The organism is Brevundimonas sp. C43, assembly GCF_030732185.1.
Lineage (GTDB): Bacteria > Pseudomonadota > Alphaproteobacteria > Caulobacterales > Caulobacteraceae > Brevundimonas > Brevundimonas diminuta_C.
In genome coordinates, this window is sequence record NZ_CP132231.1 from 378,674 (window position 1) to 403,023 (window position 24,350).

Genomic DNA, 24,350 nt, shown 5'->3' on the forward strand with positions numbered 1-24,350 from the left:
CCCGGTGCCTGTCAGACGGGGCCCGGTACAATCGGTATTGCTGGGGAGAGCCATGCAGACATGCTAGCTGTCCGATCAACAAGCGGCAGCCAAGGCCGACGGTCAGCGATTCCGAGACAGCGCGGACCACTCGAGATTGACATTGATCCCGGTCGAAAGGCGTCAGCCGAAGAGCCCGTGGAGCCACCAGGTGAGATCGCCGGTCTGAGACTGTTCGCCATCGCCGCGTCGAAAGACCCAGAAGCGGTGCCCAGCCTCGTCTTCAAGCTGGAAATAGTCGCGCACGGCATCGCGTTCGCCGTCACGCCGCCACCATTCGCCGAAGATCCGCTCAGGGCCGTCAGCGCGCCTGACGCGATGACGGACGCCGCGCCAGCTAAAGGCGACCGGCGGCTGATCGGGCAGAAGCGCGACGGCCTCGATAGCTTCGGGTTGGGCGAGCAACCGGGAAGGGCGCGGCCAGCGACGGGTCCATGTCTCAGACACCGGCGGCGCGGTCGGCGGCAGTTTGCGGATTGAGCGTTCGGGCACGTCGCTTTGCGCCGGGGCCAGCCGGTACAGGTTCTGCGGGCCGAGACGATTGGCGAGCAGATCGACGAGATCGCCGATGTCCGGGGTCGCCGGGCCGCCCAGATCACCGGCGCTCGGCGACCAGTCCAGCGGCAGCACGACCGGCGCCGCCAGGACCATGGCCTCCACGCCGAGGCCAGGATCGACGGTTTCGATCTTGTCGCAGAGCAGGCGTGTTAGCCGCGCGACATCGCGGACGGGGCGCGCCAGGCCGACGCGGATGGCCTCGGTCCGGTTGTCGATCCGTTCAAACCGCAGGTCGAGCCGCGACGCGCCCAGCCCTTGAGCTTCGAGCGCACCGCTCAGGGCTTCGACCAGTTTGAGCGTGTAGCGGGCCAGGGTCTCGGGCGCGCCGATCGGCTCGGCGAAGACCCGTCGGACCTGGATCAACTCCGGGGCGTCGATCGGGGTGATCGGCTCATGGGCGCGGCCGTAGGCCTGATCCAGGCGACGGATCAACTCCGGTCCGAAGCGCAGGGCCAATGGCGCGCGAGGCTTGGCTTCCAGCTCGCCGATGGTGTCGATCCCCAGACGCACCAAGCCATCGACCATGTCGGCGGGCAGGCGCAAAGCGCGCAAGGGCAGGCGACGAATAGCAGGCCCCCCGCGCGCGACGACGATCGTCGGTTGGGCAAGGTTGCGGGCCAAGGCGTGGGCGGCGCCCCAGGTGTCGGCGAGGGCGGCGCGGGCGCCCAGACCGACAGCGGAGGTCTGGGCGATCAGATCCTCGAGCAGGCCCTCATCGCCGCCATAGCGGTGACCGGCCCCGGTGACATCGAGCACCAAGCCGTCAGGCGGGTCGGCGGCCACGATCGGCGCATAGCGCCGCAGCGACCAGAGGGCGAGTTGGTCCAGGGCGGCCGCGTCCCCGGCGGGGTCGAAGGGATGAACGACCAGATCGGCGACGAGGGCCCGGGCCTGGGTCGCGGCCATGCCGGGATACAGGCGATGGGCGCGGGCGGCGGGGTCGGCGGCCAGAACGACGCGTTTGCGGCCCTGGCGCCCGATCAGGACCATCGGCGTATCAGGCGACGGCGCGTCGGGTCCAAGCCGGCGTCGCAGCCGATCGGTCGGCCAGGTGGGGAGGTAGAGCGAGACGACCCTTCTCATCGCAGGCTTCCAGTTCGAAATCCGCGCAGGCTCCGGCGCGGCAGCGGATCAGTTCGACAAACCAGCGCGGGCGGCCGACGCCGGGCACGGGCAGGGGGGCGGAGGGCAGGGCGGTGACCCGCCAGCGGGTGGCTGCGGCGGTCGGCTGGCCGAAGTCCGCCGCCTCGGCCTGACGTCGCCATCGTCGGACCGCCAGTCCGAGCGACCCGGTGTCCTCGGCGACCAGCTGCAACCGCCTCGACGCCGTCATGGACAGGCGGGCCACTTCGCCGACGACCGCGCCGAAGCCGCCGTGACGCAGGCCGTCCTCGAAGGCGGCCAGCAATCCGGCCTCGTCGCCGGCCTCCACATAGATGACTCGGTTCGAGGACAGCCCCGCCTGCTCCAGCGCCGGCGCGAACAGGTCCGGGCGGGTCACACACCAGAGCACCGGCCCCTGGGTGCGCGCTGCCACACCGGCCGCAAACAAGGCGGCGACGGCCCCGTCGATGGCCCCATCACCGCCGCCAGCCACCTCATGCAGCGCGCCGAGCGCCAAGCCGCCGGCGGGCAGCCGGCGATCAAGCGCGGCCAGGCCGAACGGCAGCACGCCGCCAGGCGGACGTCGACCCGCCTCAATGCGTGCAATCTCCGCGCGGAGCGCCTGGAAGGATGGGGAGGCGGCGTACATGTTCTCCTGAAACCGAATGCGAGCTGAATGTTCCGCATTTGTTCTTATTCAAGCGTGTGAGAGTCAAGGCGGATCGCAACGGCGTTGTGGATCGCCCTGTGGGCGGCGCCATCCCGGTTCGCTGTGCGTTGTCCCGACGATGACGCAGCCCCTCCGATATCCCACGACCCCCGACGGCCGCTATTTCGTGGTGCGAGGCCGGCTGTGGCGGTGCTCCAATCCTGCTCTGTCGGCGGAGGCGAGGGACGAGCTGGTGCATGATCTGATGTCGGCGCGCCGGGCGGTGCGGACGGCCCTGGAGGCTGAGGATACGGATGCATTGGTCGCAGCGAGGCGTAGCGTCGACAAGGCCAAGGTGGGGTTGGGTGAGCGGGGCCCCGTGTGGTGGACCGACGGCTCGCCGGATCTCAATCGACACATGGCGCGAAACACCCCCTATGCAGATTGGTTCGCCAGTCTGGGCGAGACGGCCGAATGACCACAGCACTCGACCGTTTCGTCCTAGCTCAAGACCCCGTGTTCGAAACGGCGATGGCCGAGCTCGCGGCGGGTCGCAAGACAAGCCACTGGATGTGGTTCGTCTTTCCCCAGGCCCGGTCGCTGGGACGGTCTTCGACAGCCGCCTTCTATGGCATCGGATCGCTCGCGGAGGCGCACGCCTATCTGCTGCAGCCCGTTTTAGGGGCGCGTCTCATCCGCGCAGCCCAAACCGCGACCACGGCGCCGGCGGCGTCGGTGCATCAGCTGTTCGGATCTCCCGACGATCTCAAGTTCCGCTCGTCGATGACGCTGTTCGCCGCCGTGGCGCCCGATCCGAGTGTGTTCGATGCGGCGCTCGCACGTTGGGAGGCGTCGCCTGATCCCATGACGTTGGACCTGGTGGCGTCCGCCCGGCTTGGACCAGACCACCTTTGATGGCGCGGCGAACTCCCGGCCGCGCGATGTTCTATCGTCGTTGGCGGCCGGGTCAGTGTGCGCGTGATCGATCCGCCGGTGACGGCGACCATGATGTCGCGAATCCGAATGCCGTCCACGATGGTCTTCGGCCGTGCCGTCTGCATCTCAGCTAGGCGTTGGATCCAGTCATCGACGCTGATCTCGATCAAACCCGGCAGAAGCGTCTCGTCGTCCGCCGCGGCGGTTTGGAGTGCATCCAACGCGTCATTCAGTTCATCACTCGTCATGGCGAGGCTTCTAAATCGAGTCGCCATGCGCTCGCGAGCGAGTGGATGAACGGGCGTACGGGCGTATGGGATTGGGACGCTTGGTCGTCCGTCAGCCGACGCCTGCGAGACGACCGCAGAAGGCGAGGACGCTGGTGATGACGATGCCGAGGAGGACGATCTTCAGACGGCTCCACGTCCTCTGGAAAAGGGTCGGGATCTCTGGCTGGAGTTTGGTGAAGTCTTCCGGACGATAGGGCGCAGCGTGCGCCTGATCTGCGCTTTCCAAGTGTTCTTCAGGGTCAGGCATTAAGGATCGCCAGTGCGCCGTCGGGCAGCGGGCGCTGAAGCGCCTTGGCCGTTTCCCACGGCGCCGTCATCCAGGCCTCGATCTCGTCGGACTGCGTCAGGATCACCGGCATGGCCTTGGGGTGAACCGCGCCGACCTCGGCGTTAGGTTCGGTCGTCAGAAAGGCGAAGACGTCGATCGTCTCCATGCCGGTCTTGATCTTGCGGACGCTCGTGTGGGCTTGGAGGTGGATGCCGGCGAAGAAGGCGAGCGGCTTGGGTTCGTCTCCCGCAAGCTTGAACCAGACGGGTTGGTATTTTGCGGCCGCGTCCCGGCCGGGTTCGCTGAAGGCGGTGAAAGGCACCAGGCATCGAGATGCCGGCGACAGATGTGGGCGCCAATGGCTGGAGCGGGTGTTGCGGACGTTAGTCGTGCCGCTGTCGGGTTCGAACTCGAGGATCTTCTGAAAGTCGACCTCGCCGCCTTTGGCCCTTAGCTTGTCGGCGCGCTTCGTCGCATTGTCGAAGATCATCTTCTGGGATGACGGCATGCCCCAGCGCGCCGAAGCCAGAATGCGCTCTTCGCCCTCCCAGCGCACGATCGGCGCGGGATAGTCGGGATAGACGTCGCCCGGCGCGAGGTTTCCGACGGTCGACCGCATGGCGTTCGCCGCGTCCAGTATGGCCTGGGGGCCGGAGCGCTGGCGGTACAGGTTGCACATCAGGCTCTGGCCTTTTTCAGGGCCGCAGCCAGGGATTTGCGCTCCGCCTCATAGGTCACCTCTGCCTCCTGACGCGCCTGATTCAGCGTGGCCTGTTGTTCTTCAAAATCAGTCCTTACCGCCTGATGGCGTTCATCCAGATCGGCCAGCGCCGCCTGCAGCTTTTCAATTTTGGCGGCCTTAGCCCTGGACGGTCCCCGAGGTTTGGCGGGTTTGGCCTTGCCGATCTTGCCGACATCGATCGTAAGGCCGCGCTCGACGACCTCGCCAGGAGAGGCCAGGGCGGCCTCGTAATCTGGTCCGCCGGAAAGCTGGCTGGCCAGGCCGGTTGCGAACAGATCCTGCTTTGAGCCCCAGGCTTCCAAAGCCTTGGGTCGCGAGCTTGTGGCGACGGTGAAGGCATGGAAGCCGTCGGACCAGGTGAAGACCTTCAGCTTGGCCGCCATTTCAGTCGATCAGTCCGCGACGCTGCATGTCCATGATGATGGGATCGGTCAGCGAAGCGATGACCTCCATGTCAAAGGCGTCCTCCGCTTCCGTCTCATCGGCAAACGAGCGTGGTTGGTTCTGGCGTAGGGTTGAAAGCCGCCAGGACGACTGGACCACCTGCTGCCGAGCCAGATGCTCGATGCGTTGAAGGCGAACGCCGGCGCGCCATCTGATGAGGGTCTTGCGTGTCGCCATCAGTCGGTCCTCCCGGCCGAACCCTGACACGCAGGCCGACGAATGTGGAGTCGCGAACGCGCAAAGACCGCGTTCGAGCGCCATCGCCAACAAGGTCAGGCGTCAGCGCTCCAGCTACGTCTGGCCTTGACTCGTTGCGGACTTTGAGAAAGGCCGGTTTGCGGCAAGGGCCTACCCAATCGCAGCGGGCCGAGGAATAGCTCCCATCTGATCGATGCCGGCAGATCAGGAGATCTGTCCAGCATCAGCAAATTGTCGCTGTTCCTCTTTGAGTGATGCAAATGCTGAAGCACTCTCAGTTCGTACGTCGGAAATAGACTGCTTCGCGCGTGCTTAAGGGGTGATAGAAGGCGAGCATGTTAAAAGTCCGCGCGATGCTGACGGCCTGTGCCGACCGGCCCACGAGTTCAGCCTGCTCAGGCTGTGGCGCGCGCGCGTTCAGCGTCTGCGACGCGTTGTCGGAGGTCGATCTTGGGCGATTGGATTCAATCGCAGAACGCGTGACGCTGGCGGGCGGCGACGTCCTGGCCAATGAGGCCGAATCGGTCGTGAACGTCTTCAACATCACATCGGGCGCGGTCCGGACTTACAAGCTGCTGCCCGATGGTCGCCGCCAGATCACTGGTTTCCTGTTCGCCGGGGATTTCATTGGACTGACGGCGGGGGCGACCTACGCCTTCTCTGCTGAGGCGATCGAGGACACGACCGTATGTCGCTTCCGGGCCTCGGAATATCGGGCCCTGGCGCGAGAGCGGCCCAGTCTGGAAGCGGCCTTGCTGAGCCGGGCGATGCATGAGCTGACGGCGGCGCAGGATCAGATGCTGCTGCTTGGTCGCAAGACCGCGCGTGAACGCGTGGCCAGCTTTCTGGTGACGATGCTTTCGCGCGATCCCTTACGCCCCGCTGGCGACAACGCCGTGCGACTGCCGATGACCCGATCCGAGATCGCGGACTATCTCGGACTGACGATCGAGACCGTCAGTCGCGAGCTGACCAAGTTGAAGACCAGCGGCGTCATCCATGCCGTTTCCCTGCACGACTTGCGAATCGAGCGCCCTGACCGCTTGAAAGACATGGCGAACGGCGCATCCTAGGCGGCCATGTCATCCGGGGGGCAGGTCAGACGAAGATGTCTGTCGCTGTCCAGCCCTTCGACCCGGATGGAGCGGTTGCAGAGCGCCATCGGCAACGCCCGGTGGCTGACCAAGATCAGGCCTTGCCCCCGCGCGGACAGGCGGTTCTGAAGGCGGTCCATGACCTGGGCCTCCGTCGCGGCGTCCAGGCCTTCCGTCGGTTCGTCCAGTACCAGCCAGGGCGCATCGCGCAGATAGGCGCGCGCCAAGCCAAGACGCCGTCGTTCTCCGCCGGATAGCTGCTCGCCGTTCGGTCCGACGGCGGTATCCAGGCCCAGCGGTTCGGCGCGAATTCGGTCGCCCAGCGCGGCGTCGTCCAGCGCCGCCCACAGGGCCGCATCGTCGGCAGGTCCTGCAAGCAACAGGTTCTGGCGCACGGATCCGTTCAGCAGTCGGACGTCCTGGGCCGCATAGGCGAACAGCCGGCGCCGATCTTCCGGCGCGATGTCGACGGCGTCCAATCCACCGAGCCGCATCTCTCCGGTCTGGGGCGTTCGCAACCCGATCAGGCGTTCGATCAGCGTCGTCTTGCCAGCGCCCGATGGGCCGAAGACGCCGAGGCGACAGGGCGGCGTCAACTCGGCGCCAAGGTTAGCAAGACCGAGCGCCGCGCCGCGGAGCGGTCGGCCGTGACGAGGGGACGCCGTGGGCATGGCGGCGTCTAGGCGAGATAGGGCCTGGGCGGCGGCGCCGTTCTGGTGCAGGGCAACGACCAGCCCGCCGGCGGATTCGACACCCATCACCGCCGCCAGGGCTGCGAGCGCGATCAGCGGCAGGTCGGCTGAGGATGCGGCGGGGATGACGACGCCGACCGCGAGGGCGCTCGCCGCAGCCTGCCACACGGCCATCCAGCCGCCCGACCGGGTCAGGGCGATTTGCGCCGTGTCATGATCGGCAGCGACCAGCGCGATCTGCGCGCACGCCCAGTCGTCCAGACCGTAGGCCTTCAGCTCGGGCGCGGCGGCCTCCAGCGCGGCGAGGCGATCCTTCAGCGCGCCGGCGCCGATCTGGACTGCTCGGCCGGCCGGATCGGCGAGGCGGCGGGCGATCAGAACGCCGCCCACGACGGCTGCGACCATGGCGAAGAGCAAGGCCGCGCCGGCGAAAGGGGAGGCGAGGCCGGCCAGCAGCACGGCGGAAACGGCGCCGGCGCCCAGGCTCCAGAGCGCTGAGCGCCGCACGAAGAGGGTCTGAACCGCATCCACGTCCTGAACCAGCCGGGCCGAGACCTCGCCGGACGACAGGTTCAGAGCGCGCTCGGCCGAGCCTGTGGCGATGGCGTCGAACAACTGTGGGCGCAGGCGGGCCAGCGCCTTCAGGGCAGCCTCATGGCCCGTGACGCGCTCAACATAGCGCCCGCCGGTGCGGACGATGGCCAGAAGGCGGATGATGGCGCTGGGCATCATGTAGTTTAAGCTCTGGGCGGCCGCCGCGCCCGCCAGGCCCGCAAAGGCCGCGCCCGTGATGAACCAGCCCGACAGCCCCAACAGACAGACGGCCGCCACCGAGACGACAGCGCCGCCGGCCGCAGCGAGCCGAAGCCGGGCGCGCTGGGCCTGAGACTGGGTGGCGATAAGGCCGGCGATGCGTGACGGGACTCTCATAGCGTCACCACGCGGTCGGCCAGAGTGGCGACGGCTGGGGAGTGGGTGGCGATCAGGGTGGTGCGCCCGCGCGCGGCCTGACGGATGACGTCGAGCATGGCGCGTTCCGAGGCTGGATCCAGATTGGCGGTCGGCTCGTCCAGCACCAGCAGCGGCGCCCGCTTCAAGATGGCGCGGGCCAGGCCCAGGCGACGTCGCTCGCCGCCCGACAGTCCGCCGCCGCGCTCGTCGATGGGGCGATCGAGATTGCCGGACAGGCCGGCCGTGCGCGCCGCCATAATGATGCGGCCGGGGCAGGCGGTGCGATCCGCCAGGGCGATGTTCTCGCCCAGGGTCCCAGGCGTCACGATCGGGTGCTGGCTGGCCCAGGCGACCCGCCCGGCGATGTCGCCGCACTGGCTGAGCCGCGCGCCGCCCACCTCGACCTCGCCGCGCGTCAGGGGCGCGAGGCCGAGCAGCAGATGCAGGAGGCTGGACTTGCCCACGCCGCTGGCGCCCATCAGGGCCACGATCTGGCCCGGCGCGATGTCGAGGTCGAACCCGTCGATGACCAGCGCTGAGCCTTCATAAGCGATGGCGACATCGCGAAAATGGATGGCGGGCGCCAGGTCGCCGATGCGCGTGCGCTGGGCCGGGCGCGGGTCTGGCATGATCAGGGATGGGGCTGCGGCCTCGGCGGCCTGGCGATCATGATAGGCGGCCGCCAGGCGGCGCAGCGGCGTATAGACTTCGGGCGCCAGGGCCAGAACGAAGAAGGCGCGCGAAAGGTTCAGGGTCTCGGGAACCGGGAAGGGCAGCAGCCGCAACAGGTTGAAGCCGCAATAGACGGCGATCAGCGCAACCGACAGAGCCGAGAAGAACTCCAGCACGCCCGACGACAGGAAGGCGATGCGCATGACGCGGGCGGTGCGACGCTCCAACTCGTCCGAGGCCTGGGAGATCTGCACCGTTGTGCGGCTAACGGCGTCGAAGGCGAGGATGGCGGGCAGGGTGCGGATACGGTCGATGAACAGGCCGGACAGCCGCTCAAGCGCCTGAAACTGACGACGGCTTTCGCCCGCCGCAGCCGTGCCCGCCAGGGCCATGCCGACGATGAAGGGAAACAGGGTGAACAGCAGGATGCCCGCCGACACCGGACTGGCGATCGCGGCGGCGGCGATGATCAGCAGCGGCGACACTCCGGCGGCGAGGCGCAAGGGCGCAAACCGCGAATAGTAGCCGTCCAGCGCGCCGACCCCCTCTACCAGGGCCGTCATCTGCGCGCTGGATCGCCGTCCTCGCCCGAACAGGTCTGACAGCAGGCGGCCTCGGACGTCGGTCTTTACCGCCCGACCCTGCTTCGCGCCGACGATCACGGCGGCCTGGCCGATCAGGCCGCGCGCGATCAGACTGAACACAGCCAGGGCCAGCCACGGCGCGGCGGCGGCCGGCGATACGGTCAGGCTTGAGATCGTCAAAGCCAGCCCCGCCGCGAAGCCGATCGCAGGCGCGACGTCCGCAATGGTCAGGACGCCGGTCAGCAGAGCCAGTCGCCTCCATGGACGACCGATCTGATTTAGCCAGGCGGCCGCAGAGACAGGGACGATTGGCACGGCGCTCATCAGCGGACTCCAGCGCTCGGCGCAGGCCGCGCGCCACTGGGCGAAACGTCGTTGGACGAAATGTCCAAGGACCAAGCGTCCAATAGGGCCGGGCGTTCGCCGCCGCTTTGATCGAGATCAAGGCGGGCGTCCCGCGCACCGCCTACGGCCGACGAAACGTCGGTCCAGCAGACCGATTCCTCGGAGCAACGCCATGATCGACCTCGCGGTCGTCGACCTGTCCCGGCTGCAGTTTGCGCTGACGGCCCTTTACCACTTCCTGTTCGTGCCCCTGACGCTGGGGCTGTCGTTCATGCTGGTCATCATGGAGTCGATCTATGTGATGACCCGCCGACCCATCTGGCGGACGATCACTCGGTTCTGGGGCGTCTGCTTCGGCATCAACTTCGTGCTGGGCGTCGCGACCGGTATCACCATGGAGTTCCAGTTCGGCATGAACTGGAGCTACTACAGCCACTATGTCGGCGACATCTTCGGCGCGCCGCTGGCCATCGAAGGGCTGATGGCCTTCTTCCTGGAGGCGACCTTCGTCGGACTGATGTTTTTCGGCTGGGACAAGCTGAAGCCGCACGCCCATCTGTTCGTCACCTTCATGGTCGCGCTGGGCACCAATCTGTCGGCTCTGTGGATCCTGATCGCCAACGGCTGGATGCAGAACCCGGTCGGCGCCGCCTTCAATCCCGACACCATGCGGATGGAGGTCACGGACTTCATGGCCGTGGTGTTCAACCCGGTGGCCCAGGCCAAGTTCGTCCACACCGTTTCGGCCGGCTATGTCTGCGCCTCGGTCTTCGTGCTGGGCGTCTCGGCCTTCTATCTGCTGCGCGGCAAGCACGTCGGCTTCGCCAAGCGATCGATGACGGTGGCGGCGGCCTTCGGCCTGGCCTCGTCCTTGTCGGTCGTCGTGCTGGGGGACCAGTCCGGCTACGCCCTGACCGATAACCAGAAAATGAAGCTGGCCGCGCTGGAGGCCATGTGGCGCACCGAACCCGCGCCGGCGGGTCTGACCCTGATCGGCATTCCGTCGATGAAGGATCGCGAGACCCATTACGGCGTCCACGTGCCGTGGATCATGGGGCTGATCGCCACCCGCACCATCGACAAGCCGGTCGAAGGCATCTTCGAACTGGTCGCCACGGCCGAGGACCGCATCGAATCCGGTGTCATCGCCTACGACGCGCTTGAGAAGGTCAAGGCGAACCAAGCCGATCTTGTCGCGCGCGGCGTGTTCGAGACCCATCGCCGCGACCTCGGTTATGGCCTGCTGCTGAAGCGCCACGTCGCCGATCCGCGCCTGGCCTCGCCCGAACTGATCAAGCAGACGGCGTGGGAGACGGTGCCGAACGTGCCGGCCCTGTTCTGGAGTTTCCGCATCATGGCGGGCGTCGGGATGTTCATGATCGCCATGTTCGGCACGGCCTTCGTGCTGTGCACTCTGCGCAAGCATCAGACGAAGTGGTTCCTGCGCCTGGCCGTCCTGGCCATTCCGCTGCCGTGGATCGCCATCGAGTTCGGGTGGATCCTGGCCGAGTTCGGTCGCCAGCCCTGGGCGGTGGAGGGCGTGCTGCCCACCTTCCTGGGCGCCTCGTCCCTGACCGTGCCGCAGCTATGGGCCACGATTATCGGCTTCACCCTCCTGTATGGCGCTCTGGCGGTGGTCGAGGTGCGGCTGATGCTGTTCGCCATCAAGAAGGGGCCGTTCCACGAACAGGAGATGTTTGGCGAACCCAGCCCCGAAGCGCCGACCGAGCGCGTTCCCGCGCCCGCCGTGGCCTGACCCAAGACCTTAGGACATCCGACAATGGATCTTCCCCTCGACTTCGCCACGCTTCGCCTGATCTGGTGGGGGCTGCTGGGCGTGCTTCTTATCGCCTTCGCCCTGACCGACGGTTTCGACCTGGGTGTCGGCGCCCTTCTGCCCTTCGTCGCCAAGACCGACGAGGAGCGCCGCATGGTGATCAACACCGTCGGCGCCACTTGGGAAGGCAACCAGGTGTGGTTCATCCTGGGCGGCGGCGCCATCTTCGCCGCCTGGCCGTTCGTCTACGCCGTCAGCTTCTCGGGCTTCTACCTGGCCATGTTCCTGGTGCTGTCCGCGCTGATCCTGCGGCCGGTGTCGTTCAAATATCGCTCGAAGCGGGCGTCGCCGAAGTGGCGGTCGTTCTGGGACTGGTGCCTGTTCATCGGCGGTTTCGTCCCGGCCCTGGTGTTCGGGGTGGCGGTGGGGAACGTCCTTTTGGGCGCGCCCTTCCATCTGGATGGCGATCTGCGGTCCTTCTACGACGGCACGCCGCTCGGCCTGTTCACCCCTTTCAGCCTGATCGCCGGCCTGTTGTCGGTGGCCATGCTAGTACTGCACGGCGCGGCCTGGCTGTCGGTCAAGGCGGAGCCCGGCCCTGTTATGGAGCGGGCGCGCCTGTTCGGCACGGTCGCCGCTGTGTTGGCCCTAATTCTGTTCGCGGTCGGCGGACTGTATGTCGCTTACGGCGGCCTGGGCTACCGGATCACCGGCGCGCTGGACGTCAACGGCTTTTCCAACCCGCTGCGAACGACGGTCCAAGCCGCGCCCGGCGCCTGGCTGGACAACTATGGCCGCTATCCGTGGATGCTGATCGCACCGGCCTTGGGCTTCCTGGGCGCGCTGGTCGGTCTGGTCGGGATGTGGCGGCGGTCCGCGACGCTGGCGTTCGGCGGATCGTCCCTGTCGGCCGTAGGCATCATTTCCACCGTCGGCCTGTCGATGTTCCCCTTCATCCTGCCCAGCTCGGTCAATCCGCAGTCCAGCCTGACAGTTTGGAACGCGTCATCCAGCCATCTGACCCTATTCATCATGCTGATTTGCACGCTGATCTTCCTGCCTCTGGTGCTGCTCTACACCGCCTGGGTCTATCGCGTGCTTTGGGGCCGGACCTCGACCGCTGCACTCAAGACCAATCCCGACCTGTACTGACCCTTAGGAGCACAGAACCATGTGGTATTTTTCCTGGATCCTGGGGCTTGGCCTGGCCGTCGGCTTCGGCGTGCTGAACGGCCTGTGGCACGAGTTCCATCTCTTTGACGAAGGCGACGCCGGCCTGTCCACGCCCGACGCATCGAAAGAGGGCGATGTCCCCCTCTAGCCCCTCGCGCGCGTCCGTTCGCGACCTGATCGCGCGCTATGACGCCAATGCGCCGCGCTATACCTCCTATCCGACGGCGGCACAGTTCACGCCCGCCGTCGGACCCGGCGAATGGGCCGATTGGCTGGGGCGCCTGCCCTCCGATCGGCCGGTCTCGCTGTATCTCCACCTGCCGTTCTGCAAGCGGCTGTGCTGGTACTGCGGCTGCAACACCCGGGCGGTGAACCGGGCGTGCGTCATTTCCAGCTATATCGATCTGCTATTGCGTGAGGCGGATTTGGTCCTGGCCCGGATCGGCCGGCCGGTCCGTGTCGGCTCGATCCATCTGGGCGGCGGCACCCCGAACATGCTGTCGCCGGACGATCTGGAACGACTATTCGCCGGTCTGTCCGCGCGGTTCGACCTGGGCGACTGTTTCGAGATCGCCGCCGAGTTGGACCCCGAAGTCCTGACGCAGGAGTGGGTCGAGGCGGCGGGCCACATCGGCCTGAGCCGCGCCAGTCTGGGGGTGCAAGACCTGTCGCCGCGCGTGCAGGCGGCGGTCAACCGGCCCGAACGTTTTGAGACCATCCGCTGGGCGGCCGAAGCCTTGCGCGGGCAGGGCGTGACCTCCCTCAACCTGGATCTGATGTACGGCCTGCCGCTTCAAGCCGTCGAGAACGTCATCACCACCGTGGGCCAGGTCACGACGCTGAGGCCGGAGCGGATCGCCCTGTTCGGCTATGCCCATGTGCCGTGGATGAAACCGCATCAGCGGTTGATCAACGACGCCGATCTGCCGGACGGCGAAGCGCGCCTCGCTCAGAGCCAGGCGGCGGCGCGCTATCTGGTCGGCAAGGGATGGCAGGCGATCGGACTGGATCATTTCGCCCTGCCGCACGACGGGCTGGCCGCGGCGGACCGGGCCGGACGGCTGCGTCGCAACTTCCAAGGCTACACCACCGACGCCGCAGAGGTGCTGATCGGCCTGGGCGCCTCGTCGATCAGCCGCACGCCCAGAGGATATATTCAGAACCAAGCGCAGGAACGCGACTGGCGCCGCGCTGTCGAGGCCGGCGACCTGCCGGTCGCTCGAGGCGTCGCCCTGACCGAACGCGACATGTTCGTCAGCGAGATCATCGAGCGGCTGATGTGCGACTTCGTCGTCGATATCGCGCCCATCGTCCGGCGTCGCGGTCGAGACCTGTCGGACGTCGCCGGCGCCTGGTCCCTGCTGGAGCGCATCGTCGACGACGGTCTGGTGCGGATCGACGGGACGGTGGTGGCGGTGACCGACCTGGGCCGCCCCTTCGTCAGGGCGGTTTGCGCCGCCTTCGATCCCAATGCGGCGGCTCTTCAGCAAAGGCATGCGCGGGTGGTGTGAGTGGACAGATTGTCCACCCGCTGAACGATTTGCGCTGGATCAAGGCTGAGGCGTCCACCGGGGCGCACACCCCGCTCAGACGCCTGACAAAGGCCGCACGAGGCGGCCAAGGCCTCAGGAATCAGAAGATGAAGACCAAGACCCTGCTGCTTGCCGCTGCCGCCTTCACCGCCTGCGCGGCGCCGGCCTTCGCTCAGACATCCGTCGCCTGGGAGACCCCCAAGAAGGGCGACTTCCTGGTGAGCGGGCGCGTCACCGACGTCTCATCCCAGGCCGATGACGCCATCGCCACGGCGTCGGGCGCGGACACGGGCCTGAAGGTGAATGTGGACGACAGCGTCATGCCGACCCTGGGCTTCACCTACTTCCTGACCGATCACTTCGCGGTCGAGGCGATCCTGGGCACGACCCAGCACGAAATCCGCGCGCAGGGCGGCGCAACGGACGTGGCCGTGCGTGAGACCTGGGTCCTGCCGCCGGTGGTCACGCTGCAGTATCGCCCGCTGAGCCAAGGGAGCTTCAGCCCCTATGTCGGTGCGGGCGTGAACTACATGCTGTTCTACAGCGGCAAGGACAAGAACGGCTTCACCGTCGATCTGGACAACGGTTTCGGCTACGCGCTTCAAGCGGGCGCGAACGTCGGCATTCAGGGGCCCTGGAGCCTGAACCTTGACGTCAAGAAGGTCTGGTTCGAGACCGACGCCAAGATCAACGACGGCGCCCTGAAGTCCAGCGTGAACCTCGATCCGTGGGTCTTGTCGTTGGGCGTCAGCCGCAAGTTCTAGCCGAAGCCTCCACGGGTCAGCGACCTTTGTCCCATTGACTGGAACGCCGATGCGGCGCTCTCTTTCCGAAAGAGCGCCAGGGAAAATCAATGGTCGCGCAAACGGGAAACGGCCACGGCAAGCTGATCAAACAGGCGCTGGACGCCGCCGGCGGTGAGGCGCGTTCGGCCCTGGCGGCGTCATGGCGACGATCGATGTCGCTTTATGGGCTCGATCCCGAGGATGAAGGCCGGCCGAACACCCTGACAGACCAGGAGTTGCGCGAAGCCCGTGACGCCCTAGAGCCGATGACAAGGGCGGCTCAGGACTCGCTTGACCGCCTGTTCCTGGCCGTCGGCGATACCGGATGCTGTGTTCTTCTCACCAACGCTGAAGGGGTGACCTTGGAACGGCGAGGCGCAGCGGCGGATGATGAGATCTTCCGCCGCTGGGGCTTGTGGCCCGGCGCGGTCTGGTCTGAGGCGGTTGAGGGTACAAACGGCATCGGCACGGCTTTGGCCGAGCGTCGGCCGCTGACCATCCATCGCGATCAGCATTTTCACACCCGTAACACGGCGCTGAGTTGCACCAGCCATCCCATCTACGGACCGACAGGGCGGCTGGCGGGCTTGTTGGATGTCTCGTCGTGCCGGGCCGATGCGACGCAGGGCGTATTGGGCTTGATCGCGGCGGCGGTGGCGGACGCTGCGAGAGCGATCGAGGCGCAAACCTTCCGGCACGCTTTTCCCCACGCGCGCATCGTGCTGACCGACGATGCGGCCGGACGAAACACGGCGGCCCTGCTGGCGGTGGATCAGGACGATCTGGTGGTCGGAGCGACGCGCGCCGCACGCCTCGCGCTCGCGATCACCGACGACCGGATCGCGAACCAGCTGGCGGCGTCGGAGGTTCTGGGCGTCGGCGCAGTAGAAGCCGATCTTCTGAACGCCGAACGCGGCGCGGTGCGTCGCGCGCTAGCCTTGAGCGGCGGCAATGTCTCGGCGGCCGCGCGCGCTCTCGGGGTCAGCCGCGCGACCCTGCACCGCAAGCTGCACAGGCTCGGCCTCTCTAACGCACCTTAGCAAGCCATCTGTCGCAGTTCTGCGACAGGTGTGCGCCGCAGCATGGCAGCGTCGTCTGGCGTCATGCTCTCTGCCGGACGACCTTCTGCTCCAACGACGTCGACAATCGACGCCAGAGGACAACGCAGGAGGCCTTCATGACCAAGCCCGAATTCATTCGCGCCGCGACCCCCAAATTCAAGGCGCGCTACGACAACTTCATCGGCGGACAGTGGGTCCCGCCCGTTAACGGCCGCTATTTCGAGAACACCTCGCCGGTGAATGGTCGGGTCCTGTGCGAGGTTGCACGATCGGACGCGGCCGACGTCGAACTGGCCCTGGACGCCGCCCACGCGGCGAAGGAGGCCTGGGGGCGAACCAGCGTCGCCGAACGCGCCGTCATCCTGAACAAGATCGCCGACCGGATCGAGGCCAATCTGCAAGCCGTCGCAGAGGCGGAGACCTGGGACAACGGCAAGCCAGTGCGCGAGACCACGGCCGCCGACATCCCCCTGGCGATCGACCATTTCCGCTATTTCGCAGGCTGCATCCGGGCCCAGGAAGGCGGGATCTCGGAATTGGACCACGATACGGTCGCCTATCATTTCCATGAGCCGCTTGGCGTGGTGGGGCAGATCATCCCCTGGAACTTCCCGATTCTGATGGCGGCCTGGAAAATCGCCCCGGCCCTGGCGGCGGGCAACTGCATCGTGCTGAAGCCGGCGGAGCAGACCCCGGCGTCTATCCTCGTGGTGATCGAACTGATCCAGGATTTGCTGCCGGCCGGCGTACTGAACATCGTTTCCGGCACGGGTGGCGAGGTGGGCGAGCCGTTAGCCACCAATCCTCGCATCGCGAAGATCGCCTTCACCGGCTCGACCGCCGTCGGTCAGAAGATCATGGGCTATGCGACCCAGAACCTGATCCCGGTGACGCTGGAGCTCGGCGGGAAGTCGCCGAACATCTTCTTCAAGGACGTGATGGATCACGACGACGCCTATCTGGACAAGGCGCTGGAAGGCTTCGCCATGTTCGCGCTCAATCAGGGCGAGGTCTGCACCTGCCCCAGTCGGGCTCTGATCGATGAAGACATCTATGAGGCCTTCATCGAGAAGGCGATCGCCCGGGTGGAGTCCATCGTCCAAGGCGACCCTCTCGACCCCGCGACCATGGTGGGGGCGCAGGCCTCGACCCAGCAGCTCGACAAGATCCTGGGCTATCTGAAGCTCGGCAAGGAGGAGGGCGCCGAGGTTCTGACCGGCGGCGATCAGGCGGCACTCAAGGACGATCTGGCCGGCGGCTATTACATCAAGCCCACCGTGTTCAAAGGCGCCAACCACATGCGGATTTTCCAGGAGGAAATCTTCGGTCCGGTCCTGGCGGTGACGACTTTCAAGACCTTCGAAGAGGCCATGGCAATCGCAAATGACACTGAATACGGCCTAGGCGCCGGGGTCTGGTCACGCGACATGAACACCGCCTACCGCGCCGGTCGCGCCATCCAGGCGGGCCGCGTCTGGACCAACTGCTACCACCAATACCCGGCCCATGCGGCCTTCGGCGGCTACAAGAAGTCGGGCATCGGTCGAGAAAACCACCGCATGATGCTGGACCACTATCAGCAGACCAAGAACCTTCTTGTCAGCTACAGCCCCGACAAGTTGGGCTTCTTCTGAGCTGGGCGTAGGATGGCCGATCTAGGATTGGCCATCCTGCGTACGGTTCCTATCATTAGCCGCTCAGCTGGACGGGCCTGCAACTGATCAAAGTGGCGCTGCTGTGAGCAGCCTGCAGAGGGGACGGTTTTCGAGCCGCTGGACGTCAGCTTTTGAGCTTTGAGGCAATGACCGCTCTTGGCGCGAGGCCGATATTTGGCGTCCTACCTGAGACGTTTGGGGAAACTGCCGTCAGACGTTCGACACATCGAAGCCGGATCAGAAAATGTATGTCGCCATCGGCAGGCCTTCGCCCTAGCCTGACGACGCCGCAATCGAAGGCGGATCAGCCGCCGGGTCAGCAAGAGGAAACACGTCATGCGTATGCTGTATATCGCCGCCGCGGCCGCCTTGGCCTTGTCGGCTTGCTCCGAGCGGACCGAGCAAAACGCCGCCGCTACGGCGGAGAACGCCGGCGACACGGTCGCCTCGGCGGCTAGTGACACAGCCGCGAATGCGGACGCCGCCGCCGACGCAACCACCGATGCAGCCAAGGACGCGGCAGCTAACGCCGATGCCGCCGCCGATACCGCAGCGCGCAAAACCGATGCGGCCGCTGACGCTGCGGCCCGGACCCAGTAAGAGAAGCGTCGCGACGCTCCGGATGTCTGTCGGGGGCGTCGCGACATCTTCAATATGATGTAAGCAGTGCGACCGGCTCACCGGGCGATTTTGGTCGGGAGAAACGGACATGCTGGAAGTCGGAACCACCTGCTGGCGTGCCGAAGTCGCGCCCCGCGCCGCGCTGTTGGTGGACATGGAGCCCTATCTGGCGGCCGCAAAGGCGGCGATGAGCCAGGCGAGTCGGACCATCCACTTCCTGAACTGGGCCTTTGATCCCGACACCGTCCTTGATCACAAGCCAGCGGACGGCTCTGGTCCGCAAACAATCGGCCGCTTCCTCAAAGAGCTGTCGCAAGCCCAGCCAGATTTGGAAATCCGGATCCTGTGCTGGAAGTCGCCCCTAGCCGTTGCGGCCACGCAGCGCTTCTTTCCCTGGCGCAGCCGTCGCTTCTTCGCCGACACGCGCGTCGATTTCCGTCTGGACGGAACCTTGCCGCCAGGCGCTTCCCACCACCAGAAGGTCATCATCGTGGATGACGCCGTGGCCTTCTGCGGCAGTTGCGACATCGGTCCCGACCGATGGGATAGCCCCGAACATCTCCACCCCGACCCGCGTCGGGGGAAAACCGAGAAGGGAACGCCCTGCTACGATTGCCGCCATGAGGTCATGGCGATGGTCGATGGTCCTGCGGCGGCCTCTCTGGGTGACCTTTTCCGCGAACGATGGGCGAGAGCGACGGGAGAGCTGCTTGCCGCCTGGGCTGAAACCGTTTGCGACGTCTGGCCGGACGCTGTGAAGCCCGATCTGGAAAACATTGAGATTGGCGTGTCTCGAAGTCAGGCCCCGTGGAAAGATTTTCCGGAGTTGCGGCAGGGCGAGGCGGCCACATTGGCCGCGATCGCTGCGGCCAAGACGGCCCTCTACATTGAGAACCAGTATTTCACCTCGCCCATCGTCGCAGAGGCTATCGCTCAGCGGCTTGATGAAGCCGACGGTCCGGAGGTGATCTTGGTGTCGACCCAGCATTCGCCGAGCTGGTTCGATCAAATGACCATGGACAAGACGCGCTCGGCCTTTCTCAAACGGCTAGAAGACGCCGATCGGCATGGGCGGTTCAGCGCCTACAGCCCTGTCACGCGCAATGGCCGGATCATCATCGTCCACGCCAAGCTTGCCGTCGTCGACAACCGTTTCGTGCGTATCGGGTCCAGCAACGTCAACAACCGGTCGCAGGGCTTCGATAGTGAATGCGACCTGATCCTGGATGCGGGATCGGACCCCGAAGCGGCGGGAGGGGCCTGCGTCGGCGTATTTCGTGATCGGCTGATTGCGCACTGGCTGGGGTGCGAGAAGATGCGTGTTAGCCAGGCCGTCACGACCTATGGCGGCGTCAGCGCGGCCATCGAACATCTGCGCGACGAAGGATTGGACCGTCTGCGTCCGCTCCGATCACGCCATCACGGCGCCTTCTCCCGGTTCGTCGCCGAACACCACCTGGGCGATCCAATCTCGGCTGCCGACAGCCTGCGACCGTGGCGCCGACCGGCGCAGATGCGACACAAACTTGCGGCGGCGGCGCATCGGCTGGTCCGCGCAGACATTCCGGCCCCGGAAGTGCCGGTGGGCGGTCCCATCGAACCGGGCAACGGTCAGGACTAACCCTCCGCGCTGACGATTGCTTAGTCTTCAAGCCAATCGAGTAGCGGGCGAACCTGTCTCCGTTGTCACTTGGTTGAGCGTGGTGAAGCTTTCTATGAAGGTGGGCGTCCCAACCGAGAACTTCAGATGAATATGCCGCGTCGCCAACTGCTTGCCACGTCGTTAGCGACAGTGGCGCTTATGCTGGCAGGCCAATCCGTTGCAATGGATACGGGGGCTATCGAAGTGGTTGCTGACGGCTTTGCCCAGACACAGAACTTCAATGGCGTGATCGCGGTTGCGATCGCCGGTCGATCGATCATGTCAAAGGCCTACGGCGTGTCCGACGTTCGCAATCATTCCCCGGCCAGCACTGCCTCAACCTACGCCATTGGCTCCATCTCCAAATGGTTCACGGCTGCCATGGTTCTTCGGCTGGCGGAGATCGGATTGCTGCGCCTGGACACGCCTCTATCTACGCTTCTTCCAGATTTCCCTACGAGCAGCGGAGCGACCGTTACCTTGGCGCACCTGCTGTCTAACACGAGCGGGCTTCCTGATCTTTTGATGCCGGCCGCCAAAGCAAATTCCGATCTGCGAACGTCAAATGCTTCTGCGGGAGAAATGGTCACCCGCTTCGCGCCGACGGAAACGAAGTTCGTTCCTGGTTCGGACTTCGATTACGCCTTCATGAATTGGGTGATCGTTCGCGCAGTCATTGAAGCTCAAACCGGCGCACGTTTTGAGGATTTGGCGGAGAGTTTACTGCTCAAGCCAATGGGCTTGGCGAACACAGGGATCGCCAGCCGAGGGTTCGAAGGCGTTCCCGGCTTAGTCCCTGCCTTCGATGGTCAGACCGTCGCCGCGCAGTTGGATATGAGCACATGTTATAGCTACGGAGCAGCCTCTGGAACCTTCTATTCAGATGCTGCTGACTTGCTGACATTCGCAGATCGGCTCCTGAGCGGGTCTCTTTTGACCCCGCAATCGAAGTCAGAGCTTTTGAAGGTCCGATACTTGCGGGAAGGCTACGCTCTGGGCGGGAGGGTGCGCGTAGGGTCTGCTGGACCTGTCGCTTGGGAGACCGGATCCGTGGGGGGATACAAATCCCTTCTCACCTACCGACCGTCGGATCGCCGATCGGTAGTGGTTCTGAACAATACCGATATGTCGCAAACTACGATTAACGACTTCGCCGAGAGCATTTTCGATCTGCCTTCGGTCTAGATTGAGAAGGTCTCTGGAACCGACTCTTCGAACCAAGGGGACATCCGTATCTGTGCGGCCGCTTAGAGTCCGCGTCATATCGAAAGCGAAGCCTGCGACGAAGTACGCGGTTTGCGTGCGCGGTCGGGCATATCTCCCATCCGGTTTGATCCTATCGAGGTTCGGCTTGCATCAAAGCGTCGAGCTCACCCCGCGCGTCCGATCATCATGTCGGCGCCCACAATCACGCTTACTGTGAGGCTAGCCACGAGATAAGCTAAAGCATTAAAGCGCCATGACGCCCCAAGGCGTCGCGAAGCCCAGATCGTGCAAGCGACCAAGGCCGCGGCGGTGACGAAAGGCAAGGTCCAGAAGCCGATGCCGAGCCAATCGCTGACGCGCGCCTCGTCATTGGGCAGGATGAAACTCAATCCCTGCGCGACCACGCGCATGAAAGCCGCAGCATAGAGGATCGCAAACGCGGCCACACTTTGTCTGGTGCGCACCAGGTAGAGCGCGGTCAGGGCCTGTAGGATCGTGACAAGAGGACCGGCGATCGAGATCAAGGCGTGGTCGCCCGCCGATGTCGCGGCTGAGGGAACTGAGCCATTCAGGCCGTAGGACATCTGGTGCCCGAGTATCGTGCCTGCACCCCAGTGCGCGCCCTCGTGGATCACGAAGGTGCCCAGGATCACCAGCGCCAAGAGTCCCGCATAGCCAGCGGTGAACCTAGGCCGAACAGCCCGGTCGGAAGATGTGCCGCTTATCATCGCTTTGCCCTCCAAGCGATGGCTGGCGCCGTCATGACGCTACGCCCTCCGCGTTTAAGTCCGATATAAAGTTGCGGAACATCCATCTTTAAGTCAAGATTAAAAATCGGACATATGCAGGAGCTGCCGTGAGACCGTCGAACCTATCTCGATTTCGTCGTATGTGTGCTCGATTCCGCTGGCTGGCGGTGTTTATGACGCTGAGCGTCGGCTTGCTGGTGTCGTGGGCCGGGGTCATTGTGCCCTCCATCGCTTTGCTGTCTGGAAGGATGGATGCGAGCAGCCTTGTGACACCGATGGTGTGGACAATCTCACCTTTTTGCTACCTGTTCGGCGTCTGGTCGATCGGCCAGGCGATGGGTGATTTGGCCCGCGGCAGCATGTTTACCGCGACAGTAGCCAACGCCTTGAGGCGGGTCGGTCTGGCGCTTGGGCTTGGCGGCGTCTTCAGCGTATTCGTTGCGACCAACCTGCTGCGTTTCTTGGAGCAGATGCGCGGTGGATACCTGCATTTCGACGTTGCGGGTATGACGCTGGGCATGATCGGCGGAGCCCTTTTCCTTCTGGGCCGTGTTCTGGATCAGGCTGAGGCTGTCCAGGCCGAGCTGGACGAGATGATCTGATGCCGGTCCGGGTCACACTCGACAGGCTAATCACCGCTAAGGGCTTGAAGGCTCGTGACTTGGCTCAGCAGGTCGGATTGAGCGAGACACAGCTATCTCTCTTTCGATCAGGCAAGGTCAAAGGCATCCGGTTCCGCACGCTTGCCCGACTGTGCGCTGCATTGGACTGCAAACCAGGCGATTTGTTGGACTATCTGTATGAGCCATCTGACCAAACGATCGGTCCTGACGAGGACAACTAGTCTCTCACTATCCGAGCCAGCCCGATATCGGCAGCGGTTCGGCAGCACGCACGAGCACTGAGATACGAAACTAGCAAGCCCATGATTCCCTGACCAAGTTGCTGGAAGTCTGGTTTTCGACCAGCTCTCGATGTCCGCTTGTGGCGCATTGTGACTGTCGGAATGACAGCCCGTGGCGACTTCCGGTCAAGCCGGAATGTCGATCCTCCCGAATATACTATTGTGGCCAGTGCGTGCTCCCGCACCCAGACCAACCTCACACCCTGTGGGGATCGCAGAAGCCCCGCTTAAACCGGCGGGGCTTTTTGCTGTCCGGGCTTCATTCAGAGCCAGCAACACGCCAGGCTTCCATGCATCTGCAGGTCGTGCTTGCCTAGACCTTCCAACGGATAGATATCCATGCGGTCATTGAGCCCTCGTGGATGGTCCACTCACTGCCAGCATAGATTTCTGCGGCAAGGCGTGGCCATGACAAGAGCGAGATAGGCGTCTCTACCGAACGTCCAGGCAGTAGCTCGACGCCCGCTTGCAGATCGATGAAGCCGGTGGACATCTCGTGGTTTTCAGGCACGAGAAAAACGTGGTGTGTTCTGCAAAACTTATCCGAAGCGAAGCGGTTCGCCCTTCATCGCCGGTCGCCAACAACCGCACTTAGGCTAGAAAATTGACGACCACTTTTGGCGCCAAAGCCTGTGACCGAAATCGACCCGTTGCGGACATTGGCCGCAGCCGCAGCCCACTTAGATACGCGCCTATCGGCGGCGAAGGCTTGGACCGAAATCGGTTTCTAGTCGTGGGCTGAATGCTCGACATTCGCAACCGCGCGTGATCATCTAGGTGGCCCAAAGGAGAATGGTCTTGTTTTTCGCCGCCAGGTTCGCAGCTGCCCAAGTTGCGTCACAAGCTACCCCTTTGGTCGAGGAAGGCGTGTGGCTGGGTCGGCTCTCAACCGCCGTCGCGATCTGCCGTGATTACGGCTACGGGGTGAACTCGACAGCCGCCCGCAGCATCGTCGATGGCTTTGAAGCGAGAGCCACAACAGAAGGATGGACGTCCGAAAATCTCCAAGCCGCTTACAATCAAGGCAGAGAGTTAGAACGCGCAGACTTCAAACTTCTCTTTGACCTCGATGGACCAACGCGCTCTGAGGTTCGTCGCGCGTACAGGGATCACCTCAATCGGACGAAGGTTTGATGCAGGGTGCACTCCGAACGCTTTCCCACCGTCATCTCGGATGTGCGCAATGGCGAACGTTTAGTCGACGCTAGCCTGTCGGCTGGTCGCTGAGCATGCCGATCCGTCGACGGTTGCGCAAAGGCGACGGCCTATTTCTGCTAGCGGCGACGGCGCGCGCCAGTTGGAAGTCAACATTGGTCGAGATTAGAGCTCTGAAATGTCGCTGATCGCGATCGCGTGATGGGCCGGTATCTCGGCCATGTACGTTCCGCCACATCCACCCGAGACTATTCCTTGCCCGCTGGCTGCGGTGCAGAAGGAACTTGTGTATGGCCGCCACTTCAATCGGGTTAGCGTGGGGGATGTCTTCATCGAAACGGACCAGGGGTCCGTGAACTGCAGCCAGAAACACGTTGGAAGCATGTACTGCACCTTCCCGCGGGCGCGTGTACTGACAGTGCAGCAGGGCGAACATCCCATAGTCCGATACGAAATCCCGCGCGGTGCAAGGGTGACATTTGAGTCTCGTGACGGGAGGCATGCTTGCCGATTGGGCCGCTGGA

General features: G+C 64.7%; 25 protein-coding genes. 16 read left to right on the forward strand and 9 right to left on the reverse strand.

From position 1 onward, the window contains the following. Positions 1-162: 162 nt before the first annotated feature. Together Q9R14_RS01985 and Q9R14_RS01990 are read right to left on the reverse strand one after the other, a co-directional pair. Positions 163-1,587 carry a DNA polymerase Y family protein gene (locus Q9R14_RS01985; protein WP_371929747.1) on the reverse strand — a complete coding sequence of 475 codons (1,425 nt, stop codon included), beginning with the start codon at positions 1,585-1,587 and terminating at the stop codon, positions 163-165. Between the two features lie 7 nt (positions 1,588-1,594). Then, entirely contained in the window at positions 1,595-2,350 is a 756-nt protein-coding gene (locus tag Q9R14_RS01990) for a damage-inducible protein (protein WP_306003296.1), read from the reverse strand. A 139-nt stretch (positions 2,351-2,489) separates the two neighbouring features. Between Q9R14_RS01990 and Q9R14_RS01995 the strand changes: the two genes are divergently transcribed. Beyond that, positions 2,490-2,828, forward strand: coding sequence for a hypothetical protein (locus Q9R14_RS01995; RefSeq protein WP_306003297.1), 339 nt, complete (start codon positions 2,490-2,492; stop codon positions 2,826-2,828). After that, a complete protein-coding gene (locus Q9R14_RS02000; RefSeq protein WP_306003298.1) occupies positions 2,825-3,265 on the forward strand; it encodes a DUF1810 domain-containing protein in 441 nt (146 codons plus the stop codon). Before Q9R14_RS01995 ends, Q9R14_RS02000 begins: the two co-directional genes overlap by 4 nt. A gap of 360 nt (positions 3,266-3,625) precedes the next feature. Here Q9R14_RS02000 and Q9R14_RS02005 read toward each other — a convergent pair whose 3' ends face one another. The 4 genes from Q9R14_RS02005 to Q9R14_RS02020 are packed head-to-tail and all read right to left on the reverse strand — an operon-like array spanning position 3,626 to position 5,207. Next, the gene (locus Q9R14_RS02005) at positions 3,626-3,823 is read right to left on the reverse strand and encodes a hypothetical protein (RefSeq protein ID WP_306003299.1); all 198 of its coding nucleotides are present in this window, start codon (positions 3,821-3,823) and stop codon (positions 3,626-3,628) included. Then, positions 3,816-4,523 (reverse strand): SOS response-associated peptidase, encoded by a 708-nt coding sequence (locus tag Q9R14_RS02010; protein WP_306003300.1) that lies wholly within the window; start codon positions 4,521-4,523, stop codon positions 3,816-3,818. Before Q9R14_RS02010 ends, Q9R14_RS02005 begins: the two co-directional genes overlap by 8 nt. Next, positions 4,523-4,969 carry a hypothetical protein gene (locus Q9R14_RS02015; protein WP_306003301.1) on the reverse strand — a complete coding sequence of 149 codons (447 nt, stop codon included), beginning with the start codon at positions 4,967-4,969 and terminating at the stop codon, positions 4,523-4,525. Before Q9R14_RS02015 ends, Q9R14_RS02010 begins: the two co-directional genes overlap by 1 nt. A gap of 1 nt (position 4,970) precedes the next feature. Beyond that, entirely contained in the window at positions 4,971-5,207 is a 237-nt protein-coding gene (locus tag Q9R14_RS02020) for a hypothetical protein (RefSeq protein ID WP_295191607.1), read from the reverse strand. A gap of 479 nt (positions 5,208-5,686) precedes the next feature. Between Q9R14_RS02020 and Q9R14_RS02025 the strand changes: the two genes are divergently transcribed. Continuing rightward, positions 5,687-6,301, forward strand: coding sequence for a helix-turn-helix domain-containing protein (locus Q9R14_RS02025; RefSeq protein ID WP_306003302.1), 615 nt, complete (start codon positions 5,687-5,689; stop codon positions 6,299-6,301). On the opposite strand, the gene Q9R14_RS02030 is transcribed toward Q9R14_RS02025, so the two are convergent. Together Q9R14_RS02030 and cydD are read right to left on the reverse strand one after the other, a co-directional pair. Then, on the reverse strand, positions 6,298-7,944 hold the full coding sequence (locus Q9R14_RS02030; protein ID WP_306003303.1) for an amino acid ABC transporter ATP-binding/permease protein: 1,647 nt from the start codon (positions 7,942-7,944) through the stop codon (positions 6,298-6,300). The genes Q9R14_RS02025 and Q9R14_RS02030 overlap by 4 nt on opposite strands. Beyond that, entirely contained in the window at positions 7,941-9,545 is a 1,605-nt protein-coding gene (gene cydD / locus Q9R14_RS02035; protein WP_306003304.1) for a thiol reductant ABC exporter subunit CydD, read from the reverse strand. Before cydD ends, Q9R14_RS02030 begins: the two co-directional genes overlap by 4 nt. A 196-nt stretch (positions 9,546-9,741) precedes the next feature. Between cydD and Q9R14_RS02040 the strand changes: the two genes are divergently transcribed. The 10 genes from Q9R14_RS02040 (at position 9,742) to Q9R14_RS02085 (ending at position 20,997) form a co-directional block, all read left to right on the forward strand. Continuing rightward, entirely contained in the window at positions 9,742-11,322 is a 1,581-nt protein-coding gene (locus Q9R14_RS02040; protein WP_306004106.1) for a cytochrome ubiquinol oxidase subunit I, read from the forward strand. A gap of 24 nt (positions 11,323-11,346) precedes the next feature. Next, entirely contained in the window at positions 11,347-12,495 is a 1,149-nt protein-coding gene (cydB, locus tag Q9R14_RS02045; RefSeq protein WP_306003305.1) for a cytochrome d ubiquinol oxidase subunit II, read from the forward strand. Positions 12,496-12,514: 19 nt separating this feature from the next. After that, complete coding sequence (gene cydX, locus Q9R14_RS02050) at positions 12,515-12,664, forward strand: cytochrome bd-I oxidase subunit CydX (protein WP_017504187.1); 150 nt, start codon at positions 12,515-12,517, stop codon at positions 12,662-12,664. Beyond that, entirely contained in the window at positions 12,651-14,027 is a 1,377-nt protein-coding gene (gene hemN, locus Q9R14_RS02055; RefSeq protein ID WP_306003306.1) for an oxygen-independent coproporphyrinogen III oxidase, read from the forward strand. The genes cydX and hemN overlap by 14 nt, the downstream gene beginning before the upstream one ends. 128 nt (positions 14,028-14,155) lie before the next feature. Further along, positions 14,156-14,812, forward strand: coding sequence for an OmpW family protein (locus tag Q9R14_RS02060; protein WP_306003307.1), 657 nt, complete (start codon positions 14,156-14,158; stop codon positions 14,810-14,812). An 89-nt stretch (positions 14,813-14,901) separates the two neighbouring features. Then, entirely contained in the window at positions 14,902-15,873 is a 972-nt protein-coding gene (locus Q9R14_RS02065) for a GAF domain-containing protein (protein WP_306003308.1), read from the forward strand. Between the two features lie 137 nt (positions 15,874-16,010). After that, positions 16,011-17,528: an aldehyde dehydrogenase family protein gene (locus tag Q9R14_RS02070; RefSeq protein ID WP_306003309.1), complete on the forward strand. Its 1,518-nt coding sequence runs from the start codon at positions 16,011-16,013 to the stop codon at positions 17,526-17,528. A gap of 357 nt (positions 17,529-17,885) precedes the next feature. Beyond that, a complete protein-coding gene (locus Q9R14_RS02075) occupies positions 17,886-18,149 on the forward strand; it encodes a hypothetical protein (RefSeq protein WP_306003310.1) in 264 nt (87 codons plus the stop codon). A gap of 109 nt (positions 18,150-18,258) precedes the next feature. Beyond that, complete coding sequence (locus tag Q9R14_RS02080) at positions 18,259-19,791, forward strand: phospholipase D-like domain-containing protein (protein WP_306003311.1); 1,533 nt, start codon at positions 18,259-18,261, stop codon at positions 19,789-19,791. A gap of 126 nt (positions 19,792-19,917) precedes the next feature. Beyond that, positions 19,918-20,997: a serine hydrolase domain-containing protein gene (locus Q9R14_RS02085; protein ID WP_306003312.1), complete on the forward strand. Its 1,080-nt coding sequence runs from the start codon at positions 19,918-19,920 to the stop codon at positions 20,995-20,997. A gap of 185 nt (positions 20,998-21,182) precedes the next feature. Here Q9R14_RS02085 and Q9R14_RS02090 read toward each other — a convergent pair whose 3' ends face one another. Further along, positions 21,183-21,680 carry a hypothetical protein gene (locus Q9R14_RS02090; protein ID WP_306003313.1) on the reverse strand — a complete coding sequence of 166 codons (498 nt, stop codon included), beginning with the start codon at positions 21,678-21,680 and terminating at the stop codon, positions 21,183-21,185. Between the two features lie 260 nt (positions 21,681-21,940). Between Q9R14_RS02090 and Q9R14_RS02095 the strand changes: the two genes are divergently transcribed. From Q9R14_RS02095 to Q9R14_RS02105, 3 genes are all read left to right on the forward strand, one after another. Next, the gene (locus Q9R14_RS02095; protein ID WP_242076949.1) at positions 21,941-22,369 is read left to right on the forward strand and encodes a DUF2975 domain-containing protein; all 429 of its coding nucleotides are present in this window, start codon (positions 21,941-21,943) and stop codon (positions 22,367-22,369) included. Continuing rightward, entirely contained in the window at positions 22,369-22,611 is a 243-nt protein-coding gene (locus Q9R14_RS02100; protein WP_306003314.1) for a helix-turn-helix transcriptional regulator, read from the forward strand. Before Q9R14_RS02095 ends, Q9R14_RS02100 begins: the two co-directional genes overlap by 1 nt. A gap of 858 nt (positions 22,612-23,469) precedes the next feature. Further along, positions 23,470-23,805, forward strand: a complete 336-nt coding sequence (locus tag Q9R14_RS02105; RefSeq protein WP_306003315.1) for a hypothetical protein — start codon at positions 23,470-23,472, stop codon at positions 23,803-23,805. Positions 23,806-24,350: the final 545 nt, after the last annotated feature.

Bases quoted from the DNA above. Each gene is read 5' to 3' on its own strand.
- Q9R14_RS01995 (WP_306003297.1), top strand. From the start codon at position 2,490: ATGACGCAGCCCCTCCGATATCCCACGACCCCCGACGGCCGCTATTTC.
- Q9R14_RS02000 (WP_306003298.1), top strand. From the start codon at position 2,825: ATGACCACAGCACTCGACCGTTTCGTCCTAGCTCAAGACCCCGTGTTC.
- Q9R14_RS02080 (WP_306003311.1), top strand. From the start codon at position 18,259: ATGCTGGAAGTCGGAACCACCTGCTGGCGTGCCGAAGTCGCGCCCCGC.
- Q9R14_RS02020 (WP_295191607.1), bottom strand. From the start codon at position 5,207: ATGGCGACACGCAAGACCCTCATCAGATGGCGCGCCGGCGTTCGCCTT.
- cydD (WP_306003304.1), bottom strand. From the start codon at position 9,545: ATGAGCGCCGTGCCAATCGTCCCTGTCTCTGCGGCCGCCTGGCTAAAT.
- Q9R14_RS02095 (WP_242076949.1), top strand. From the start codon at position 21,941: ATGACGCTGAGCGTCGGCTTGCTGGTGTCGTGGGCCGGGGTCATTGTG.
- Q9R14_RS02005 (WP_306003299.1), bottom strand. From the start codon at position 3,823: ATGCCTGACCCTGAAGAACACTTGGAAAGCGCAGATCAGGCGCACGCT.
- Q9R14_RS02075 (WP_306003310.1), top strand. From the start codon at position 17,886: ATGCGTATGCTGTATATCGCCGCCGCGGCCGCCTTGGCCTTGTCGGCT.
- Q9R14_RS02085 (WP_306003312.1), top strand. From the start codon at position 19,918: ATGAATATGCCGCGTCGCCAACTGCTTGCCACGTCGTTAGCGACAGTG.
- Q9R14_RS01990 (WP_306003296.1), bottom strand. From the start codon at position 2,350: ATGTACGCCGCCTCCCCATCCTTCCAGGCGCTCCGCGCGGAGATTGCA.
- Q9R14_RS02070 (WP_306003309.1), top strand. From the start codon at position 16,011: ATGACCAAGCCCGAATTCATTCGCGCCGCGACCCCCAAATTCAAGGCG.
- Q9R14_RS01985 (WP_371929747.1), bottom strand. From the start codon at position 1,587: ATGGTCCTGATCGGGCGCCAGGGCCGCAAACGCGTCGTTCTGGCCGCC.
- Q9R14_RS02015 (WP_306003301.1), bottom strand. From the start codon at position 4,969: ATGGCGGCCAAGCTGAAGGTCTTCACCTGGTCCGACGGCTTCCATGCC.
- Q9R14_RS02100 (WP_306003314.1), top strand. From the start codon at position 22,369: ATGCCGGTCCGGGTCACACTCGACAGGCTAATCACCGCTAAGGGCTTG.
- cydX (WP_017504187.1), top strand. From the start codon at position 12,515: ATGTGGTATTTTTCCTGGATCCTGGGGCTTGGCCTGGCCGTCGGCTTC.
- Q9R14_RS02065 (WP_306003308.1), top strand. From the start codon at position 14,902: ATGGTCGCGCAAACGGGAAACGGCCACGGCAAGCTGATCAAACAGGCG.
- Q9R14_RS02010 (WP_306003300.1), bottom strand. From the start codon at position 4,523: ATGTGCAACCTGTACCGCCAGCGCTCCGGCCCCCAGGCCATACTGGAC.
- hemN (WP_306003306.1), top strand. From the start codon at position 12,651: ATGTCCCCCTCTAGCCCCTCGCGCGCGTCCGTTCGCGACCTGATCGCG.
- cydB (WP_306003305.1), top strand. From the start codon at position 11,347: ATGGATCTTCCCCTCGACTTCGCCACGCTTCGCCTGATCTGGTGGGGG.
- Q9R14_RS02030 (WP_306003303.1), bottom strand. From the start codon at position 7,944: ATGAGAGTCCCGTCACGCATCGCCGGCCTTATCGCCACCCAGTCTCAG.
- Q9R14_RS02060 (WP_306003307.1), top strand. From the start codon at position 14,156: ATGAAGACCAAGACCCTGCTGCTTGCCGCTGCCGCCTTCACCGCCTGC.